Origin of the sequence: Duncaniella muris (genome assembly GCF_003024805.1) — a bacterium.
In the GTDB taxonomy this organism is placed as follows: Bacteria; Bacteroidota; Bacteroidia; order Bacteroidales; family Muribaculaceae; genus Duncaniella; species Duncaniella muris.
The window spans coordinates 1-19,854 of the sequence record NZ_PUEC01000042.1 but is presented as its reverse complement, the minus strand read 5'-3'; the positions used below and the strand labels follow the sequence as shown (position 1 = coordinate 19,854).

Here is a 19,854-nt window from a genome sequence, read left to right as displayed (position 1 = left end):
CTGAAACAGCAACTGAGGTAAAATAAAATTGACCCCCGCCGCCAGGACTTTTAAGGGGTCAATCTTATTATGCCCGTGGGGTCAAATCCCGCGTGCCCGAAGGGGTCAAACTCTCGCGCCTTTTCCAATGAAGGCCATTCAGAAAACTTCCTATCCAAAAGTGTGTATCATCTTCAATTAAAGCATATACCCAATTAGAATTGTGTTCTCCTTGTTTGTCAACGATATAGAATACATCAAACGTATCATTTTTTCTATTAAGTCTATTAATGCCGGCATCTGTTGCAAACCATATATTATTTTCAGCATCTTCATGTATAGCACGAACTCTATTGTGTGAAAGTGAATTAGGTAAATCGGTATGTCTATACCAATGAGGTGTAGAATCATACGACAGGCGTATCACTCCGTTGTTTCCAGCAAACCAAAGATTGTCCTTAGTATCTCTATATATTGAATGAATTTCATTCCCTTCTCCCGAATGGGCAAGAGCACTTAATTCAATAGTACGTAAATAATTTGAGTTAGATGCTATAGAGAAACCTCGTTCATGTCCAGCCCATACGTTATTTTGAGAATCAGAATATATGCACCAAATTTCATTATCTGCAAGGCTCAGTTCCCGTCTTGAATCATGTCGATAATGTTTTATGCACTCTTTTGACATATCAAATACTCCATCGTCAGTGCCTATTAGTATATGGCCATTGCCGCCATTATACAGGCTTTTAATATTGTTATTTCCAATAAGTGCTATCTTTTCCCAGTTATCATTTGCAGGGGTGTACATGTACAAAGACCCTTCTCCGCCAATATAAATATGTTCCTTATCTTGAGATTCCAATAAGCAATTTGCAAATAAACGGGAGGAAAGTTCAAAGTCATCAGCTTTGACCTTCAACGGTCGAAACATTTCAGCATTAATATCCCAACGAGCTAAACCATTATATGTGCCAACGTATAATATGCCTCTGCTGTCACGCATGATAGAGTAAACCGACTTATGCGGCAACCCTTTGGAATAATCAGTTATAATATTACTGTTTAGATTAAATTTATATATGCCATTTAGACCCCCGACCCAAATATCATCATCGATCAATAGTAAAGATCTGATTTCTTTTGGTGAATCAATGTCAGATTCGATTACTTGCCCCGAGGCATAATCATATGTCAATAATCCATTGTTGCTTCCTATAAAAAGTCGATTATCCTTTTCTACAATAGAATAAACTTGGGTCCCGAAAATCTCAGTTTCTCCAACAGGATGTGTCGTGATACCGTCATAAAAATACAAACCACTGTTCGTTCCAAGCCACATAATTCCTCTACTATCCCGGAAGATACAAAACACAGCTGTCTTCTTACCATCAACAGCTACATTTTTCCATGAAAATTCCGGCTCTGGCAACTGAGGTGCTGAGAATGCTTTCCATGGTCCAATCATAGCAAGGATGATGCAAATTATTTTTAGCAACCTTTTTTCCAATGCTTCTGTTCTCATATTTACTGGTGGTATTAAATCCAATTGCAAAGTTACTAATTTTAAGGGATGTAGCGGATTAAATGTCTCATCTTTAAGACAACATTTTGGACAATCAATACAACAAATCGGACTTTCTATTGAATTAATAACCGCTACCATCATCTTATTATCAGATAATGGTAGCGGTTGTATATTGTGGAGATTACTCTTCTCCGAATTTCTTGGCTATTTTCATCCAAGTATCAGATGTCGAGATATTATATGTCCGATCTTGTTGCCAACCATTGATATATTCTTGGCTTGTCCAAGTCGAGTCAGAAAGGAAATAATAGCGTCCGCTCTGGTTCCGGCACAAGTAGGTATCAAAATAATATGTTGAAGAACCCTCTTCTGCTTGTTTCATTGGTATTATTTGCCAATTTCCAAAGCCATCATCGGTAAAGTCTCCTGTTATATAGCCTTTTTTATCGCTTCCGGCTTCCCACATATTAACTTCAAAAGTTACTTTCACATTGTAATCTCCATAAGCTTCCATACCACCATGTTTCAGGAGATTATTATTGAAGTCAAAAAATGCGACGTTTTCCCAATTGGAACCAACGCCCCAAAGTGTTTGATTATTTGCGGATACCCAGAAAGGTTCCCATGCGCTGAATCCAGCTCCACCATTAGCTATAAGAGCCTCTTTTACTTCAATAAGGAAATCTTTTTGAAGCTGTGGACAAGGTGTTTCTGGATAACCCATACACATCTTACTCATGAGATTAATATTGTCATCGTTCCATGCTCGCGTCCATATATGACCGGTTTCTGCTACAAAAAGTCGAACTCCATATGTAGAGTAGAGGCGAGCGGCAAACTCTCCAAGTTGTGCCGGCGTATAATCTTGCCACTGAGGATAATACGAAACTCCGAGCAAGTCGAATGATTTTAGTCCGTATTTCTTATGGTTCGATACCCAATACATCGCATCATTGGGGTTCATGGCAACGTGAAGTATCGTCTGTATATTCTTTCTATTATCAGAATTGAAATCAGCAACGGCTTGAAGGCCCGCATTAAATAATTTTGTATTTCTAACAAAATTTGTAGGTTCAAGGTCAGCATTATCTGCGACCATGATTGATTTGTTAGTCTCATTACCTATTTGAACCAATTCAGGTAAAAGATTTGTGTTCATTAGGTGTGTCAAGGTCTGATATGTGTAATTGTACACGGAATCGGCAAGTATATCAGAATATTTCACTACTGGTCGCCAAGCTTCTGGAACAAGATTTTTCTCCGGATCTGTCCATGAATCTGAATAATGAAAGTCCAAAAGGACGTTTAACCCAGCGGCCTTTGCTCTTCCAATACTCCGTTTCACATCGGATAAAGTGGAATACTGAGTCCATGTTGTGGGATTATGCCAAAGACGGAGACGAACAAGGTTGCCTCCATATTCTTTGAGCATGCGATAAGGGTCAACTTCGTTGCCATTATCGTAATACTTGACTCCTCCATCTTGAAGTTCATTGATATACGAAAGGTCTGCTCCTTGAAGGAAGGGGAGTTCCGATGTAGAACGGCTAAATAGCCCGACTTCTGGTTGGTTGGATTCTATCGGCTGCACATCCTCAATCTGATTTTGGCACGCAATGAATCCAACTGAAAGCACTGTAGCGAAAATCACGAAGAGGATTTTCTTCAAACATTCTGTCTTCATTGGTTAAAAATTTAGGTTTATAAATACATCGCAAAAGTAATATCAATGTTTGTTTAATGGATTGAATAACTGGACGAATAATATTAGAAATTGGAAGTTTGTTGGACTTTGTCCATTTTAATAAGTTGTTTGTCCGATTTATATATTATTGTCATAATACAAAGCAGATATTAAAATCAAGTCAGGCATCAAGTAGTGATACTCGGTGCCTGACTTGGTTATGTTCCGAAAGGTCGGAATGACGGCCTGTTTGGTGTAATTGGCGGACGATAAATCTCTATTGGCTCTGCCACCATTGACTTTTTATTGTCGGTTGCTTGACCGGGAGGTTCAACAACTTTGACGGATTGCTGTTGGGTGTCGGGCTTGACTTCCTCGCCGTCCTTTTCGTCATGTTTAGGTGCTAACTCGGCGGCGATTTTGCGGTCGAGGGCGGCAAGTTCTGATTTGAGTTGCTTCAGCTCGTACTCCTTGCCCCATGTCTTTGCCATGATGCTTTCGAGGATTGGAACATCAGCTTTGAGCTTGGCGGTGCGTTCCTCGTACTGGGCGATTATGCCGGGGATTTTCTCCAAAGCGTTGACGAAGTTCATGCAGGCGGCATGGGTGTCAGCCATTGCCAACTGACCGTTGTTGTACTTGTATTTGTAATTGCCTTCGACAACAAAACGGTTCTGCACTTTCTCAATACCGTCAGACACCACTCTTTCGGAGATAATGCTGATCGGGAAGCCGTAAACCTCGCCGATACGCTGATACTGACCGTGGGTGTCGGTGCGCTGTGCCAGTCCTTGCAGGTGGATACCCATGTTTTTCTCATCGAAAAGATTGCAGGTGTCAATCGTGAGATTGTTGACAGGGTTGCCCTCCTTGTCACGTTGCACAACCTTGTCATAACGCTCCCAATCCGCTTTCATGCGCTCGATCGCCGCCTCGTTGTTGGCGATGTCATGGGTAATGGTTTGGAGTTTGAACTCGCTGTCGCCACGTCCTTTGTTGAACGACTTACGTTCACTCTCCAACGCCGCTATCCGCTTTTCAAGTTTTGCCTTGTCGAGCAGGTCGGTGTTGCCGGAGAGTATCGCCATGTACTCTGAGAAATTCATGCCGTTCTTCTCGTCCATAGAACCCTCGTCGATAGTTCGCGCTCCCAAAGCACCGCTTTTGAGCTGGGCGATGAAAGTAGCCTTGCAGTGAAGAAGGTTGAACTTGTATGAGTCAAGCGACTTTTCAACCGCATAGATAATCACATCAACCTTATTATCAGCATATAACTTGGCTATCTCATTACCTGCTCGAATGGCTCTGCCATCGCGTTGTGTGAGGTCTGACGGTCGCCACGGTGTATCCAAATGATGGATGCAAACCGCTCTTTTCTGGGCGTTTACTCCAGTACCCAACATCGAAGTTGAGCCGAAAAGCACACGCACATCGCCGTCATTCATAGCCTGAATGACTGCCTTGCGTGACCGCTCAGTCTTACACTCTTGGATAAACCGTATCTCATGCGCCGGAATACCATAATCCTCAATCAACTTTCGCTTAATCTCGGAATAGACATTCCACTCTCCGGGCTTGTAAGTGCCGAGGTCACTGAAAACAAACTGTGTGCCACGTTGAGCGTCATACTTGTGATAGTATTCAGCAATCATCTTGGCGCAGTGTGAAGCCTTGTTGTTCGGATCATCTTCGTATGCCGGAGAAATCATGCGCATATCCAGTGCCATTTTACGGGCATAGTCCGTGGCGATGAGCATCTTTGCCTTTTCCTCGGTTTCCGACAACGGTTCACGCCCCAATATTGTGGCGTCGCCGCTCTTTGCGAACTCCATCAGCTTCTGGATAAAGTCCTCCTGCTGTGGTGTAGGCGGAATGTTGTGCAGTATCTCATTCTTTGCCGGACGGTCAACACCAACATCCTCTGCCGTCTTATAATCGGTTATCTCATTGTAGAAAGCCGCCAGCTCCGGCACTTTGATAAAGTAGCGGAAACGCTCCTTTGCCACGATACTGTTCGTTACGTTAAACTCATAGTCGGTTGTTTTCTTTGCGAATATCGCCGCCCATGCGTCAAAACACCGGATGTCCTGTCTTTCAAGTTCTTTCGGACGCAGATACTTGAACAACAAATACAACTCTGTGAGGGAGTTGGAGATTGTAGTACCCGACAAGAATGTCGCGCCGAGGTCTTTGCCTGTCCGTTCCTGAATGGTGCGTATGGCATAGAGAAGATTGAGCGCACGTTGGGAGCCTTCCGAATTGCCGAGTCCTGCAACACGGTCATGGCGGGTGTTGAACATCAGATTTTTGAACTGATGGCTTTCGTCAACGAAAATGTGGTCTATACCCATTTGCTTGAAATCAACGATGCTGTCCTTGTTCTGCTCCATCTGATATTGGAGCGTTTCAAGTTTGGCGGTCAGGTTCTCCTTGCGCTTGATAAGACCTTTGAGCATACCGCGTGAAACGTCCTTCCCCTGCTGCTTGACAACTTCGAGGTTTTCCTCCACCGAGTCAAGTTCAGCCTGAAGGATCTCCTGCTGAATTTCCGGCGACTGAGGGATTTTGCCGAACTGGTCGTGCGACATAATCACGCAGTCATAGTCATTGTTCTTTATTTGGTTGAAGAAATTGACGCGGTTTTTCGCCTCAAAACTCTTGGCATCGGCGAACAGGATACGGGCGTTGGGATATGCCGCCTGATAGGTCATGGCAATATCGGCAACATTGGCTTTCAGTCCGATAATCATAGGCTTGTGTGCCAATCCCAATCGCTTCATCTCATGCGCTGCCATGCACATTATCAGCGTCTTACCGGTTCCCACCTCGTGGTCGCATATTCCGCCGCCGTTCTGCTTGAGCATCCAAACGCAGTCCTTCTGCGACTGGTATATTGACTTGACATTGCAACGCTCTCCCAACAGTTTCATGTTGATGTCGGGGAATGTCTGGTGTGACCCGTCATAATGCGGACGCACGAAACAGTTGAACTTGCGGTTATACATATCCACAAGCTGCTCCTTGAACTCCGGCGACTGAGCCTCCAGCCAATCGGTAAAGCCATTGCGGATCTCATCAATCTTGGAGTTGGCGAGTTGTATAGCCTCGGCATCAGGCACTTTTATGTCGTGTCCGTTCTCATCCTGACCGATACACTTCTTGATTTCCGGCACAGTGTTGTGCAGGGCGTGTTTCAACAAGTTCATGCCGTCATAGGTACGATAGTGTCCACGGACGCAATACTCCTCCCATATCTTCATGTTCTTGTGTTGGGCAGTGCAGGAATATTCGTCCATAGAGGGCGTATATGCTATTTTCACATCAGTACCGTAGAGGTTGCTCATATATGCGGAGTATATCCCTGTCGGTATCCATCGCTCTCCGAAATTAAAGTCCAGTTCATCAAATGTAATGCGGCGCGGTGTCGCTTCCTCCAACGCTCTCAAAGACTCCTTTGACAAGTCGATGAACGGCTCAACGCCGTCAAAACCGGGAAAATCCTTGATACGTTCTTCCTCGCGGTCAATCCACGCCTTGACCTCCTCGGCTTTCTGCACCACGTTTCCGGCGATGAAGCGGTCGGCTATTTCATAGTTCGCAACCAACGGATTATAGAAAATGTGTCCGACGAGGCTGTCAATCATCGCGTCCTGCTCCATATCGACAAGACTGCCCATATATTCGAGGTTTACCTCTCCATATTTATTAAGCGACGCTGATAACGCCTCCATAGGTGTATCGACAGAAGTAACTTCGTCAACGGCGAAGGATACCGGGTGGTCGAATATATCAGCCTTGACAAAATGCCCGTTTTCACCACGCTCCAATGCGAGTGCGTCACGGCCGTTGGCGTCCATAAGGATAAACTTGGCGTTCTGCTTTTCGTTGAGGTTGCCGTATCTGTCCACAAACTCATCATAATACTCGTTGAGGTGTTCACGCATATCAGCATTTTCCTCATGCGTTTCAGCCTCGTAATGATAGAGTTGCTGATATGTTTCCGACAGGGTAATATAGAGCATGGCGCGTTTCTCCTGCTCCGGTTTGATTGGGAGTGGAGTGAATATCGCACCATTCTTGCGAACCTCCGAAAGAAAGCCGACCTGACCGTTATCCACGACCATTGAGCCGTTCTGGTGGAAATACTGAATATCCTCGGAAAACTTGCGGGGCGACATATCACGCTCGACGGTTTCCGGCTTTTCAACTTTTGCCACTCTTGGCTGTGGAACAAAATAGCCCTCGGTCTTTTCGATGACAGTGCCATTCTCCGTGATTATCTTTTTCTTGGTAGCTTCCGCTGCCTGTCGTTCAGCTTCCATTTCCGCCATCTGACGGTGGGCTATGCTCATCATCGTTTCGTAGAAGCCGTTGATGGGCGGATTGTCCTCCCAGTTCAGAGAACCGTAAAATTCCAACTCCTTTTCAGATAGCGGGCGGAATTTCTTGGCGGTAGCATCTGAAATTTCAATTTTCGGTGTGGGTTTCGGCTTATCTTCCTCGGTCCTTGGCTGTCGTGGCTGACGCTTCGGTTTCTGCAATGGTTCTAACTCTCCGAAAAGATTATAGGCGAACAGACGCGGGTCGGGATTATCGTTATAGTCGGGCCCACCTTCGGTTTCAATCTCCTGCGGTTGCGGCTTGACTTCCGGTGTTGGTGGTTCAACAGGTTCAGGAGCCGGCTTTGGTTCAACCGTCGGTGGCGGCGTTATAATCTCCGTAGGCTTGTATTCCTTCTTTTGTTTCTGCTTTGGATCTTCAAGTTGCTCACAGATAGCCACACTTTGCCCGGCTCTTACGAGCATGGGGAGATAAGTGTCGAGGGCATGATGCGGAAAACCGGCAAGTTCGATGCTCCCTGCTTTGCCGTTGCGTCGTCGGGTCAGTGTTATATTCAGTATCTCCGACGCTTTCACGGCATCTTCGCCCATCATCTCATAGAAGTCGCCCACACGGAATATCAATATCGCGTCCGGGTGTCGTTTCTTCATCTCCTTGTATTGCGTCATCAACGGAGTTTCAGTAACCTTTGTTACTTTGGGCTTGGGCGCAGGTATCGGTTTTACAGGGTCTGGCGTAGGCGGCTTTATGCCTTGGTTGTTATACAATTCAAGGTTCAGACGCAGACGCAAAGAATCTTCCAACGCATCACGCAAATCTCTTGCTATACCATAGACACCGCCCTCATGTTTGTAGATGATAGCCGGTTTGCCGTATGGGTCAGTGCCAATTTTCGCCTCGGTGCAGATGATATTCTGCGGATATGCCGCAAAATATTTGTTTGTCGGTGCTTTTGTATCACGGTCAACGATTGACTGGATGAAAAATTCCTCATCAGCCGACATTCCTTTCTTACCCGTATGCTTTTGCAGGATAATCAAGTCTGAGCCTGTATCCGTTCCGGCGTTATCGGAGAAAGTGTTGTTTGGCAATCGTACCGCTCCCACAAGGTCAGAGCGTTTCATAAGCTCAATGCGCACGAAGGGGCTGGCGGCGTTCATCACACCCTGCGATGTGATAAAGGCCACAATACCTCCCTCGTGCACCGAGTCCAGTGCTTTGAGAAAGAAATAATTGTGGATAGCCTTTGTTGACTGACGGTAGGCAATCTCCTTGCTTGTGGCATATCGAGGATCGGCGACCGCAAAGTCACCGAAAGGAATATTTGATGCAGCCACATCAAAGTATCCCTCAAAATCAGGGTCAATTTTCTCGAATCCTTTTATCTCGGTGGAGATAGATGGGTGCAGGGCAGATAGGATTTTGCCTGTCAGCAAATCTTTCTCAAAGGCGAGTGCCTCCGTGCCCGGATAGTTCTCATTTTTAAGAAAAGAGTCGATGAAAGCACCTTGCCCGGCAGACGGTTCAAGGAACTTTTTAATCTTAACACCTCTTTCACGCAGTGAAGTGGCAAGCGCATCAATGATAGGTGCAGGAGTATAGAACGCCGTCAATACGGACGCTTTCAGCGAGTCCATGTATGCGGCAAACTCCCGGTCGTCCTTTGAATAGTCGTGAATAAGACGGCGCAGTTCAACCGTAGGCGCAAACAGCTCAATGTCGCTCTTGCTCCACTTGGCGGCATCGGCAAGTTCGTTGGCGTCCTGCAAGATACATTTCAGCCCGCCGAATCCGGCATACTTGCGCAGTATCTCCCTTTCAAGCGCATTTTCCGCGTTGCGATGTTCAACATCAAGGCGCAGGGCAAGCCTTATGGCATTGATGTTGTCGCGCATGGTCTGGAGCCGGTTATAACTCATATCCGTCAAGTATTTCGGATATTTCTCCCAGCAGTTCGGTCAGCATCGGCTGGTGTGTTTCGCGGTCAAGGAAATCGCCGTTGACCTCATAGCGGTCAAGAATGTCATGCACGCTTTTCTTTGTGAGCAGATGCACGGCGAAATCGGGCCAGTATTCTTCAGGCAGCCGTGTCCACAGGCTTTCCTCTATGACGCTGTAAACAATGTCATAGCGGGACACATACAGTCCGGCAAGGAGTGTGCGCATAGCCATTTCCTGTGCCATAACCGGGTCATGACCTTCAAGGCGCAGGGTTACAAACGTGTCGTATGCCTCGTCAACACGGGCATCTACAAATTTCTTATTGGTGTACTGGGGAAAATAATGGTCACGCAGATGACCCAGAAGATAGACGCGGTAGCCGTCCATCTCCCGTAATTCAACATTTTGTTTCATCGGGTTCTTGGAATAGTGGTTTGCCGGCGTCCTATGTGTCTTTCAATGGGATATAAGAAAAGGACACCGGGTATCCCTCCCGATGTCCAACCACTAAATCCAAGTCATAAATTTGAAACAAAAACATTATGACGTTGAATTGAGTGCAAAGTTAACAAATAAATCGGAATCGGGCGGGATAAATGGTGTTAATTTGTGTATGGATCAAGCGGTTCAGGGCTTGTGTGTCGGTTATGCGAAAGCGTCAATCACGCTTTTAACAATAAGGTTGTAGAGTTTTTCCTCGTCGCGGCTGAGGTCGGTGGGGTGTAGCCCGGTGGTTACAATACCGAAGCCGTTGTAGATACATTCTCCATCGCGGAAGTTGCGGAAGTTGTGGCGGCGCGGCATACGGATCCGTCTGGCCTCCTTGCCCCACTTGCTGTTGTAGCGAAGATTTTTCTTGTTTCGGAGCATCAGTTTCCACACGCCGAAAGGAATGGTGTTCTGCACCGTGAACGGATAGGATATAAGTTTCTTCGCGTACAGTGTGTAGGCGGTCTGCATGGTCTTCATGTGGTCGAAGTCCAGCTCAACCGCGGCTTTAAGGAGCATCAGCGGCATATTGAGAAGCGGCTGGCAGTCGGTTATGCGCATGGCATTTTTGTCCATCGTGAGGATAGTGCCGACTTCGGGCGGTTCAACACCGATTCTTTCGGCATCGGCGGTTGACACTTCCACGGGCATTTCCTCCATGATGCAGGCGCCTTTGAGTTCCACATTTTCTTTCGACTTCTCCACCAGACGGTTGTAGATCTCATTGTCGAGCCATTCCTCGTATTCCCTGCGGTTCTGCGGCCCGTGGATTACTCCGTGACGGATTGCCCCCTTTGTGAGAATGGGGAGCCATGCCCTGCGCACTGCCACCGGAACGGCGATGAAATAGTAGAGGTTGAGAAAGTCGAAATCGCCGTATTTCTCTGGTGACATTGCGTTGACGACCGTGTGGCTCATTCCCCAGAGAGCCTTGATTGTGGCGAGCTGTTTCCTGTCCTGCTCGGTTTTCTTGTAGCCAACCAGCTCATCATAGTCGCGCATGGCGAACTTGAAGTTGTGGGCATACACCTGTCGGCTGTTCATTGTCGTGGAGAGCACGAAATTCTCTGACGGGGAGAAGGTCGCCTCTATGACCCCGCCGTTTGTCCATGTCACGGCGTAGCCGTTGCCGAGGTAGTAGCCTTCGTGTTTTTCGTTTGCGCCGATTGCTCTGGCGATGGTGTCAGCCGTGAGTTCATGGTCGGTCACGACTGTTATAAGATTTTTCTGTTTCATATTTATGAATTTTATCGGGTGGATAATTTTGGAGATAGTGGTTTTGCGGCAACAACATCGGGAGTTCCGGACCTCCCTGATGTCATTTCAGCGGATTTTGGTTACAGCTTCGGGCCTTTGGGCTTGCGCTGCTGTTTCGCCTGATTCTCGTCTTTCGGCGCGGTCTGGTATTTCTGGAGCGGTTCGGCAACATGCTTGGTCGCCTCATTCGTCAGTCCGTCATTGTTGACCGCCTTCTGAGTCTTTGACTCTTCAGCGACCTTGACGCGGGGATCGTTGAGTGATGTAGTCGGACGTTGCTTTTCAGGATTGAACTGGAGATAGACGGTGCATTTCTGCCCCTGCTTGTCAACCATGTTTGTCATTTCGACAACCTTGCCGGCAGTGTAGTCAGCCTGCTGTTGCGGCGTCATAGGAACGCCAGCCCATTTTGTGATGGGCTTGATGTTGCCGTCCTTTGTCAGCCACGAGGACTGTTGCTGACCCTGACTGTTTCCCTGCTGCTGGCTCTGCTCCTGTCGTCGCACGCCGCCGGGTACAAACTCGACGCCCTTGCGGTCGGCCGACACTTGCAACACCACATTGTAGGTCTTGCCGTTCTTGTCGGTAATCTGTTTAGGCGGGAGGGCTTTACCCTTCTTCAGTTCGCTTATTTCAGCCATAGTCAGCTTTGTCTGCCCGATGGTGTCCTTGATGAACACGGCCTTTACGGGCACCGACACAATCTCGTTGGTTAGACGGTCAACGCTGACATAGGAGGGCTTGACTTCCCCGGTGGCTTTGTCAACAAGGTCAACGACCTTGCCCAGATTGCCGGTTGTTTTCAGAGCCTCTTTATCTTCCTTTGTGAACTTGTACCCCTCAAACTCTTGGTCGAGTTTGGGCTCGCGGTGTATGAAATGGGGCACCACCTTCACATTGCCGTCGGCATCGGTTCTGAAAGAGAGTCGTGCGTCAATCGGGAATTTCTCCCCTCCGAAATTGGGCGTGACGGTCACAATCTGCGACTTGCGGTTGTAGAGCATCTCGCGGAGGTCGCCCGACTTTTCAAGCTGGTCGCGGTCTATGCCCCATTTCTTCTTGAGCATCGTCCAGTCGATTTTGCTTTCGTCGATGGCGTGATACTTTGGCTGTTCAGTCTGTGCAGCCTGTTCCTCCACCGGCTTTTGCGCCTGAGTGTCGGTTGCATTGTTCTCCTGAGCCTGTTCCTTGATGTTGGTCTGCGTCTGCTGAGGGACATCGACCTTGAAATCTTTGAGAATCTCAGCATTTGTTTCGGGGTCTTTTATAAAGTCACACATAGCCATGCCAACACAATCGTAACGGTCGGCAGGAACTTTGAAGAATCCGAACATTGTTGGGTTCTTGCATTGTCTGACAAAATTTGACAAGAACGCTTCCAGCGGATTTTGTCCTTTCTTAAATTTTACGAGATCCTCCAGTGTGACGAACATTGGATCGGTGATTTTGGGTGTGCCGTCCTCATTGAGTCCGGTCACTGCGCCTACCTGCCCGGTTTCGTTGTTCCGGACAATCAGCACTTCTTCAGTCTGGTCTTTTGCCATAATTAAAAGAATTTTGGGTTAGAAACTTGCGCCGTTGCCGACGCGATTATTAATTGTGTGTATGGATTATCTGTGCGTTGCGGGTTGCGAACAATTCTATTATATCCGCCTTGCGGTAGCGGATAGTGCAGTTTGTACCCTCACCGGTCTGTGTATAGGGCAACTTGCCCGACATACGGTAATTGTAGAGGGTTTTGCGTGATACATGGTATCTGGCGCGTACCTGCTTGTCAGTCCATGTATCTTCGTCCGGGTCAAGTATGCCGAAGCCCTGAAAAGCCTCCATCACGGTTTTGGCAACTGACTCGATACGGCTGTCAACACCGGTTCTTATCGCCTGTACCTCTGCTCTCAGTTCGGAAAGCATCTGGCATACCATCGTAAATTCTGCTGACTTCATGAGAGATATTTTTGAGGTTCAACCATAGAGTTTGTTTCAGTGGACTTTTTCAAGTCCGTTCCGGGCATCTGACGGGATAGTTTCGTGCCGGAGATTATCAGCGTTTTTGTTTCCATTTTATTTTTGGGGTTTAGTGTTACGCTGCGAAGTTCGGCAGAAATCAAAATCCGCGTCGGGTACGTTCCTGGAACGTTCCTACTTTTTTTAACTTTCATTAAGAGGTTTAGCCTTTTTTCTTGCTTTAGGCAGGGGTATAGGCGTCACTCCATCGGCTTTTATGTCTATTAGCCGATGTGCTTTAATGAAAGCCTGTTTTAAGTGGGAATTAAATCCTGAACGGGGTATATATTTGCCTCGGATTTGGTTCGATTCGCGTTGCAACCCGAACCAGACAGTCGTCAATTTTGGTTCGGTTCCGCGTGCTACCCGAACCAGATTGAGCGGCTGGAGTAATGTTTATCCGTCGTGGATTTGACATAGAAACAACCGTAATATGGCTGTTTGTTTATGACAATTTTTCAAGTTGGGTAATGTTGGGTAATCGGTGTGTAACCGTGGGAAATCGCTCATTTTCAGTAATCTTTTTTCGCAGTCGGAATGTTACACGGACAAAGCGACTGCCCCGATATATCCCAAACAGGCACAGCTATCCCCGGCTCATAAAAATATGATGATGGCAACCCATAGTCCGGAATATGGATTGCCATTGCTGTATTCAGGGCAAAGTATCAAACCACTAATCCAAGGTTATATTTATGGAATACATCACCATTGAACGCAGCGTCTTTGACGCTATGGTCGCCACTCTTGCCGAGTGCCGTTCAATTCTTGGCAAAGCAATCAGACGCTTGTCAGGGAATGAGCGGCAGGAGTGGATAGACAATATTTCGGCTCAGTCAATACTTCGCCGTTCACAGCGCGGCATGACACTACTCCGAATGGAAGGCAAGATCGGATACTCAATAATTGAGGGCAAGGTTTATTATCCGGCAGGCGAGATTGGACGGCTACTCTATAATTGCAAGGTTGATTATGAGTGATAATACATCCAAATTAAGCAAGGAAGAACAGCATGAAGTATTCAAGATACTTTCTGAAATCAAGAGCTGTTCTAAAGAGTTGGCAGAACGCTCTCGCCCTATGTTTGACGGCAACCGCTTTCTCTCGGACTCCGAACTTGCCCGACGGCTTGGTGTGAGTAAGTCAACACTCGCCAACTATCGCCTTAAAGGGATATTCGGTTATTATTCCCTTGAAGGCAAAATCCTGTATGCCGACACCGAAATTGAGGACTACCTCAAAGAGAACTACCACCCACCTTACCGATAAGGTAATCCAACGGCAACGCCCCCGATAATCCATTGAGAATTACCGGGGGCGTTAGCCATGTCATCACTGTTTTGTCGGACTTTTTACGCAGAAAAACCGACAAAATCAGATTTTCATTTTGTGTTTTTGATGAGTTTTGCTTTGTTAAATTGATTAACAAAAACGGTCAAACCACATTTTCAAGCATTTCAAAACCATCTACTCCCACGTTTTCAAGCATTTCAACGGGTGCCTATTTCCACGTTTACGAGGGGTACACATTATCCCGCTCCACTCAGTTTATCTGACACAAATGCCATTTGCGTATATTCCCGATGCTCTAATACATATTTACAAAGCCTATTAACCCGAAGATTATGGATAGCCGCTCCACTTTATCCAAATACCGTATCAAAGGAATTTACGGATATTATTCTCTCTGAAGGAAAATAATATATGCTGATCGTGATATAGAAGAATACATCAAAAACAACTATCACTCGCCATATAGATGACAATCTTACAGCACGTAACCCCGATAATCACAATGAGGGTTATCGGGGCTTAAACATCCCTAATTCTCCTTAGTTGCTATCACCAATTATCATATGGTTTTATCGAAGTATTTGCAATCTCTATTATGAAATGCAGGATATGTGCCCTCAAGAATATCTACAATGATTTTATTCATAATAGGGTTTTCTATAGCGCCTGAAACAAAACTAACCTCATTCCCGTGAAGTTTATCAATTTTCATCTGAATAATCTGATCGGCATCGCAAACTACAGCAAGGTTTGGATTATGTGTCACCATGATGATTTGCCTCTTACGCTTGGCAGCCTTGATGAAGTGTACAAGATACCGATATACACTTTCATTATCAAGGTTCTCTTCTGGTTGGTCTATAATCAGAGGTTTGTCATCCATGTCAATAAATAGATATAAAAGCAGTAGCAAAGCACCTCTTTCTCCAGGAGACAAAGAGGACAAGGGCTTTCCATTCATTTTAAGCTGGAAGAATGGATGGACATAGTCCATACAATAAATAAAATCGTATAGCTCTTGCTGTGTATGACCTTTCTTTAATTGGTTCTCTACTGAACGAAAATCATTATTGTCATCACGTTTGTCATAGAGTAGATCGCTGTTGATTAGGTTGGCAAAGGCAACAATAGATAGAATATCAGACATATCCACACTGTCAATATTTGATTTTATCCGAGCTTGCCCCTGTTCCTTGCCGTAGTAAGATCCTGAAGCCTGCTGACTTACGAAATCAAAAAATCTATCTCCAAAATTCCTAAGAGAGAAAGTTGAGTCAAATTCAATAGGATAATCTTTTAATTCCTCATGATAGTCCTCAATAAACTTTACAACAGGAGCAAAAAGATTTTCATAGGTCTCAAGGACCTGATGTTTCTTTTGCATCAAGTCTTTTACCAAATCCTCTCTTTTCTCGATTTTCTGAGATAGTTCTTTATTTAGATTATGTTCGATATAATCAATACGACTTTGAAGATACTTTATTGAACCTTCCTTTTCAGGAGTACCGGTAATATCTTCTAACAATTTCTCCCACTCCAGCTTTTCCTTTAGATATTTCTGATACTCAAGTTCTGGAGCACTAAGTTTTTGCTTTGCAAGATTCAATTTCTCAGATTCAAGAAGGTATTGCTTTCGTAAGCTTCCTGATTTATCTTCATTCAAATGATTGTCTATTTCATCAACTCTCTCGGACAACTCTTTAAGCTTGGAAGATATTAAATCCGGTGTATAGGTCACATTCAATACTGAATCAATATTGAGATTGTTTTTTTCATACAGCAATCTCAATTCTTGCTTGACTGCCTCTATTTGTAATGTTAGTCTATCAATACGTTCTTTACTAGCCTTTAAGTCCTGAATTGTTTTAACCTTTTCTTCTTTCTCACTTTCCAAAGCCTGTAAAGAAATTTCCATCATTTTACAAGATTCATTCAACTTGTCAATTTCCTCCTGAATCTTTTTGGCCTCCGGATCTTCATCAACTGATGGTTTTGCAACTTCCTTTGGTTTTGCAGATTGGACATTGCTTAATTGGCTTTGCTTGTAAGCTAACTCATTTGCAAGTGTATCTCGGTAAGCAGGAGTCCGCATGGCTTCCATTGCTATAATCTCTCGATTGATTTCTCTAATTCGGGATTGAATATCACTGCATGCATCAGCATTTTCTTTTGTCAGGTAATTAATAATTTCATCCAAATCATTATAACCATATCTTTGAGCTGGGGCTAAGTACTGAAATATTATCTTCTTTAATTCGCTCTCGAACTTTTGATCGTCCTCAGTTGTACAAAGAGTTTCCAAGAAGTTTTGTGGAATATATTTAACTCGCTCAGGCTTGGTCGCCTCCGTTGACATATCTAATGTTTTGATAGTTGATGAAGAGTTATCAACCCATTGGATATACGCTTCGGTTTGCTTAGAACGATTGTATGGTTTTGGCATTCTGAACTTTGCAGGTGTCAAAAATGCCCAGTTCTGATTTGTAGAGTCAGCACATAACGCAATAATATCAGTAAGGGCACTCTTGCCGCTCCCCTTATTACCAATAATTGCGACTAAGCCTGGATTTAATTGAATTCTAATACTATCGAACCACTTTTCAGGCATAGTGGCACCCGAAATACGTCGAATCTCTAAAGACCGAATAAATTTATCTGGATTTCTTTTTATTCTTGCTAAAATTTCAGGTTCTTCAAATGATATTCGTTCCGGTTCAGCAAGAATTTGTCTCAATCCTTCAAATGTCAAATCTGCTTTTATCCAGCATGCATTAGTTCCGACCTCGCTTACTTCATGAGCATCGGAAGTTGTTATAGATGGTTTCCTAAATGTTTTTTGATAAAATCCAGCTTCCTTAGGTTTCGTTAAATCACAAATATCAATATAACCATCCCTAAAAAGCTCTTCTTTTACTGGGCCTAATGAATCTTCAATCGAAACATTTTTTTTAGATTTACCTTCATGCTTCATTTCTTCATCAATACTGTTTGACTTTGAACCTGCATGAACTGTTACGATTCCTCCATATTTATGGATTAGATTGGCTGCGTCCTTAAAGTTCACCTGTACGCGAAACATCCCATCCTTAAAGTAAGATGCCTCTGGCAATCCATCTTGTTTGAGGGATTCTCGACCAATTTGTATTATTCTTGAGCGAGATATACCCAATTGATTAAGAACGTTTTCCTTTAAAAATTCTGATGTAAGAGTTATTCCATTGAACTCATCAGGGAAAAGACCTATCATATGGACAGATGCCCTCCCATATTCAGTCCTAAATTCAACCCCGGAAATTACTGTTACGCCGGCGTCTTTCGCCAGCGTTTTCATCATATCTACATTATCAACTGTATGATGATCTGTTATAGCGATACACTTTATATTTTTTGCTATAGCTTCATCCAATATATCCTGACAGGAACCCTTACCGTCAGAAGCATCAGTATGAAGATGTAGATCCCATTTATTCCATAGTGATCCTATAGGATTATTCATAGTTTTAAGTTGCTTTTTTGTTTGATTCTTCGCTCGTTCTAACTTATCTATATCATTATTAAGAATAGGTCAATATTGACTGAATCCTAAATAATTAATCTCTCAGGCACCCGATTGGTATTATTTTCACACCGTCCTCGCGTGTATATGCCATTTCTCCGCCCGTTAAGACAATAAGCAAGTCCGGTTCACGAAGTTTAATTTGCTTCTCCGCCATATTCTTTTCCGTTATAAGATGTTTGATTTCAATGAGGTGCTTTGCCCCGTCCTCAATCTCGCGACTACCAAGTTTGCATTCGATTAACGCATATCGTCCGTCATCAAGGTGCAATACGGCATCAGCTTCAAGTCCAAGACGGTCATGGTAATATGACAATCGCCCACCCAGTGCCTGCGAATATGCTCGGAGGTCACGAAAACACAGACACTCGAATATGAATCCGAAGGTGTTCAAATCAAGTTCCAGACTTTCTGGTGACGCACCTAACGCGGCCACCGCAATAGAGGGGTCAACAAAACAACGTTTCTTGCCGGTTCGGATAACAGTCTTGGAACGAATAGCAGGGGACCATGCCTCTATATCATCAATTACAAAGAGCTTCTCCAAAGCACATACATAATCATCAAATGTAGGCATGGATATTCCTTCCATTTCTTCAGATACATCAGCAAGCATGGAGGTTTTCTTTGCTAAAGTACAGATATTTCGTGCGTAGGATCGAAGAATGAGCCTTGCCAATGCAGGATTTCTTCGCGTTTTATCAACTCTTGAAATATCCTCATTACATATCACATCAATATAGTCTTTAGCAATCAGTAACTTAGCTTTGGTGCTCATCTCATCGAGAGAAGCGGGCCACCCGCCACGGCAGGCAGCAAAAATCAGTTGCTCAATAGATAATTGTGAAATTTCACCATCAATCTCATAGTCCGCCTCATTAAATAATCGCCCCAAAGAGATAGAGCCATTGGATTCAAGAGACTCGAACAGGCTCATAGGGTACATAGCCATTTTGGTAATGCGACCTGTTCCCGTGTGCATTATTTCCTCATCATCTATTACTGTCGAACCAGTCAGAATAAACTGTCCCTTCTCTCTGCGTTCATCAACCGCATGGCGAACTGCATCCCATATTACTGGGGCAACCTGCCATTCATCAATAAGCCGAGGCGTTGCACCCTTGAGTAATAACGATGGCTTTGTTTGAGCGGCAGCCAAATATCCCGCCCGACGGTCAGGATCCTGCATCTTAATAACACTTCCCGCCCGACGTTCTGCAGTAGTTGTCTTGCCACACCACTTGGGTCCAGCTATCTGTACGGCGCCGAAAGCCTCAAGCCTCAAATCAAGAGTCTTGTCGGCAATTCTATTCAGATACTTCATCTCTTTCATAATCACCTACAAAATTAGGGATTAAATCTGACACCACCAAATTATTTTGTGTTTTTGAATTATTTTGTTTTGTGATTTTGAAATAAATCACTTTGTTAAATTGAATTAACACAAGCCTGATATTTGGTGGAGTGGAAATAAATTCGTAACTTTGCAATCACAGAGAACTTTTAGAATAAGGGAAGATGTTGCGAAGGTGTTAGATTGCCGGAGCAAAACGCCCCAAATCGCTAAAATATAGCAGTGTAGTCAACGGAGTTTTTCTCCTTTAGATAGCCGGTAATTATCTGATAATCAAATTGATACTATATTCAGAACAATTCTGGTGGCACCACGAAAAAACTCGACTTCGGTCGGGTTTTTTGCTTATATAGCAGATTATCAGCGGATTACTTACGCCCCGTCGGTAGTCAATTTTCAAACAATGTCGGCACAAATGTAGGCTCAAA

General features: G+C 44.7%; 11 protein-coding genes. 2 read left to right on the top strand and 9 right to left on the bottom strand.

Features of this window, described 5'->3' with window-relative positions:
* Positions 1-67: 67 nt before the first annotated feature.
* The 7 genes from C5O23_RS12830 to C5O23_RS12800 form a co-directional block, all read right to left on the bottom strand.
* The gene (locus C5O23_RS12830; protein WP_161553612.1) at positions 68-1,504 is read right to left on the bottom strand and encodes a ligand-binding sensor domain-containing protein; all 1,437 of its coding nucleotides are present in this window, start codon (positions 1,502-1,504) and stop codon (positions 68-70) included.
* Between the two features lie 184 nt (positions 1,505-1,688).
* Positions 1,689-3,191 (bottom strand): glycoside hydrolase family 53 protein, encoded by a 1,503-nt coding sequence (locus C5O23_RS12825; RefSeq protein WP_107033319.1) that lies wholly within the window; start codon positions 3,189-3,191, stop codon positions 1,689-1,691.
* 218 nt (positions 3,192-3,409) lie between these two features.
* Positions 3,410-9,451, bottom strand: a complete 6,042-nt coding sequence (locus tag C5O23_RS12820) for a MutS N-terminal domain-containing protein (protein WP_123618243.1) — start codon at positions 9,449-9,451, stop codon at positions 3,410-3,412.
* Positions 9,441-9,887, bottom strand: coding sequence for a DUF1896 family protein (locus C5O23_RS12815; RefSeq protein ID WP_107033318.1), 447 nt, complete (start codon positions 9,885-9,887; stop codon positions 9,441-9,443). The genes C5O23_RS12820 and C5O23_RS12815 overlap by 11 nt, the downstream gene beginning before the upstream one ends.
* Before the next feature lie 231 nt (positions 9,888-10,118).
* Positions 10,119-11,198 carry a DNA topoisomerase family protein gene (locus C5O23_RS12810; protein WP_107033317.1) on the bottom strand — a complete coding sequence of 360 codons (1,080 nt, stop codon included), beginning with the start codon at positions 11,196-11,198 and terminating at the stop codon, positions 10,119-10,121.
* A 101-nt stretch (positions 11,199-11,299) separates the two neighbouring features.
* Positions 11,300-12,763 (bottom strand): DUF4099 domain-containing protein, encoded by a 1,464-nt coding sequence (locus C5O23_RS12805; protein ID WP_107033316.1) that lies wholly within the window; start codon positions 12,761-12,763, stop codon positions 11,300-11,302.
* 49 nt (positions 12,764-12,812) lie between these two features.
* Positions 12,813-13,163 carry a helix-turn-helix domain-containing protein gene (locus tag C5O23_RS12800; protein ID WP_107033315.1) on the bottom strand — a complete coding sequence of 117 codons (351 nt, stop codon included), beginning with the start codon at positions 13,161-13,163 and terminating at the stop codon, positions 12,813-12,815.
* A 755-nt stretch (positions 13,164-13,918) separates the two neighbouring features.
* Here C5O23_RS12800 and C5O23_RS12790 point away from each other — a divergent pair.
* Positions 13,919-14,203, top strand: coding sequence for a hypothetical protein (locus C5O23_RS12790; RefSeq protein WP_107033313.1), 285 nt, complete (start codon positions 13,919-13,921; stop codon positions 14,201-14,203).
* The gene (locus C5O23_RS12785) at positions 14,196-14,492 is read left to right on the top strand and encodes a helix-turn-helix domain-containing protein (protein WP_107033312.1); all 297 of its coding nucleotides are present in this window, start codon (positions 14,196-14,198) and stop codon (positions 14,490-14,492) included. Before C5O23_RS12790 ends, C5O23_RS12785 begins: the two co-directional genes overlap by 8 nt.
* 583 nt (positions 14,493-15,075) lie before the next feature.
* Here C5O23_RS12785 and C5O23_RS12780 read toward each other — a convergent pair.
* The gene (locus C5O23_RS12780) at positions 15,076-18,012 is read right to left on the bottom strand and encodes a TrlF family AAA-like ATPase (RefSeq protein WP_107033311.1); all 2,937 of its coding nucleotides are present in this window, start codon (positions 18,010-18,012) and stop codon (positions 15,076-15,078) included.
* A 94-nt stretch (positions 18,013-18,106) separates the two neighbouring features.
* Positions 18,107-19,396, bottom strand: a complete 1,290-nt coding sequence (locus C5O23_RS12775) for an ATP-binding protein (RefSeq protein ID WP_068961957.1) — start codon at positions 19,394-19,396, stop codon at positions 18,107-18,109.
* Between the last annotated feature and the right edge of the window lie 458 nt (positions 19,397-19,854).

Excerpts from the sequence above, each read along its gene's own strand:
- C5O23_RS12830 (WP_161553612.1), bottom strand. The coding sequence starts at position 1,504 with ATGAGAACAGAAGCATTGGAAAAAAGGTTGCTAAAAATAATTTGCATC.
- C5O23_RS12825 (WP_107033319.1), bottom strand. The coding sequence starts at position 3,191 with ATGAAGACAGAATGTTTGAAGAAAATCCTCTTCGTGATTTTCGCTACA.
- C5O23_RS12820 (WP_123618243.1), bottom strand. The coding sequence starts at position 9,451 with ATGAGTTATAACCGGCTCCAGACCATGCGCGACAACATCAATGCCATA.
- C5O23_RS12815 (WP_107033318.1), bottom strand. The coding sequence starts at position 9,887 with ATGAAACAAAATGTTGAATTACGGGAGATGGACGGCTACCGCGTCTAT.
- C5O23_RS12810 (WP_107033317.1), bottom strand. The coding sequence starts at position 11,198 with ATGAAACAGAAAAATCTTATAACAGTCGTGACCGACCATGAACTCACG.
- C5O23_RS12805 (WP_107033316.1), bottom strand. The coding sequence starts at position 12,763 with ATGGCAAAAGACCAGACTGAAGAAGTGCTGATTGTCCGGAACAACGAA.
- C5O23_RS12800 (WP_107033315.1), bottom strand. The coding sequence starts at position 13,163 with ATGAAGTCAGCAGAATTTACGATGGTATGCCAGATGCTTTCCGAACTG.
- C5O23_RS12790 (WP_107033313.1), top strand. The coding sequence starts at position 13,919 with ATGGAATACATCACCATTGAACGCAGCGTCTTTGACGCTATGGTCGCC.
- C5O23_RS12785 (WP_107033312.1), top strand. The coding sequence starts at position 14,196 with ATGAGTGATAATACATCCAAATTAAGCAAGGAAGAACAGCATGAAGTA.
- C5O23_RS12780 (WP_107033311.1), bottom strand. The coding sequence starts at position 18,012 with ATGAATAATCCTATAGGATCACTATGGAATAAATGGGATCTACATCTT.
- C5O23_RS12775 (WP_068961957.1), bottom strand. The coding sequence starts at position 19,396 with ATGAAGTATCTGAATAGAATTGCCGACAAGACTCTTGATTTGAGGCTT.